Origin of the sequence: Mesorhizobium sp. M7A.F.Ca.CA.002.05.1.1 (assembly GCF_003998335.1) — a bacterium.
Taxonomy (GTDB): domain Bacteria; phylum Pseudomonadota; class Alphaproteobacteria; order Rhizobiales; family Rhizobiaceae; genus Mesorhizobium.
In genome coordinates this window covers 1-1,515 of sequence record NZ_RZQI01001173.1, presented here as the reverse complement: position 1 = coordinate 1,515, position 1,515 = coordinate 1, and the positions used below count along the sequence as shown (strand labels likewise).

At 63.8% G+C, this 1,515-nt stretch carries 2 protein-coding genes; both read left to right on the top strand.

Annotated elements, in window-relative coordinates; genetic code table 11:
• On the top strand, positions 1-455 hold a 455-nt coding region (locus EN939_RS33795; protein ID WP_442919592.1), incomplete at its 5' end, for an ABC transporter permease.
• A gap of 64 nt (positions 456-519) precedes the next feature.
• Positions 520-1,203: an SGNH/GDSL hydrolase family protein gene (locus tag EN939_RS33790; protein ID WP_127271777.1), complete on the top strand. Its 684-nt coding sequence runs from the start codon at positions 520-522 to the stop codon at positions 1,201-1,203.
• The last annotated feature ends 312 nt before the right edge of the window (positions 1,204-1,515 follow it).

The following is a 1,515-nucleotide window of genomic DNA, read 5'->3' as shown; positions in this document are numbered from 1 at the left end:
CGCCGGTGCTGTTCTGGGTCCTGCTGACCGCTTCGGTGTGGCTGCTTCTGTCGCGGACCATCTTTGGCCGCTACGTCGCTTCGGTCGGGGAGAATGCCGAAGCCGCGCATTTTTCCGGCGTGCCGGTCCAGCGCACGGTCATCCTGGCGCATACGCTCGCCGGCCTGATAGCGGCGATCGCCGCCCTGGTGCAGACCGGTTCCATCGCCGTCGGCAGCGTCCGTATCGGCCTCGACCTGCCGATCCTGGCGGTCGCGGCAACGATCCTCGGCGGCGTCGTCTTCGGTCGTGGCGACGGCGGCGTCTGGGGGCCTTTCTTCGGGGCGCTGTGTTTTGCGCTGCTGTTCGTGGTGATGACGGTGCTCGGCATCGACGAGCCCGGCAAGCTCATCGCGCAGGGCGTCATCATCCTCGGCGCGGCGATCTTCTACGGAGTGCGCGTGCGAAACCCCTGATTTGAAACGGCGAAGAGCAAGTGCGCCGGCGTTCAGACAATTGCAAACAGATGGAGAAACATGGATGTCACCGCCAAAAAACATCATGTGCTACGGCGACTCGCTGACCTGGGGCTGGGTTCCGGTCAAGGAAGGGTCGCCGACCTACCGCTACCCTTATGATCAGCGCTGGACCGGTGTGATGGCGGCGGCGCTGGGGGCGGGCTACCACATCATCGAAGAAGGCCTGAGCGCGCGCACGACCTGTCTCGACGACCCCAACGATCCGCGCCTGAACGGGGCGAACTATCTGCCCTCGGCCATCGCCAGCCATCTGCCGCTCGACCTGGTCATCGTCATGCTCGGCACCAACGACACCAAGTCTTATTTCCGCCGGACGCCTTATGAGATCGCCAATGGAATGGCGAAACTGGTCGGGCAGATCCTGACCAGTGCCGGCGGCATCGGCACCCCTTATCCGGCTCCCAAGGCGCTGGTCATTGCGCCGCCGCCGCTGACCCCGATGCCCGATCCGTGGTTCGAGGGCATGTTTGGTGGCGGGCACGAAAAATCCAGGGATCTGGCCAGGCAGTACAAGGCGATGGCGGATTTCATGAAGATCGATTTTCTCAATGCCGGCGATTACCTCACCACGGATGGTGTTGACGGCATCCATTTTACTGCCGGAAACAACGCCGATCTGGGACGCGCCGTCGCCGACAAGGTCAAGTCGATCCTTGAGCCGGGCAAGGTCAGCACTGCCGCCTGAAGCCGCCACGCCCGTCGGCTCGCGGCACACAGGCCTACGGCGCGGGTGTATCGCTCGTTCCTCCGGCGATGCACATCGATACGGGGCCGTTTGGCCCCGTATCGATGTGGCGCTCGACGCCTGCAGACCTGCGTTGATCTAGGGCCTTGTGCCCCGAGGAACATGATCGGCAGACGATTTGGTTTGGCGGTCGAAAACGACCGCCAGGCCCTTCTTCACGGCAAGCGAGGCGACCATGTCGTCGAGTTCGCGATCGGGAATGGCGGGTTTGAGGACCTGCCGGATGGCCCGATAGGCCTGCTCGGTCGACAC

Coding starts and splice junctions, on each gene's coding strand:
- EN939_RS33790 (WP_127271777.1), top strand. CDS start 520: ATGTCACCGCCAAAAAACATCATGTGCTACGGCGACTCGCTGACCTGG.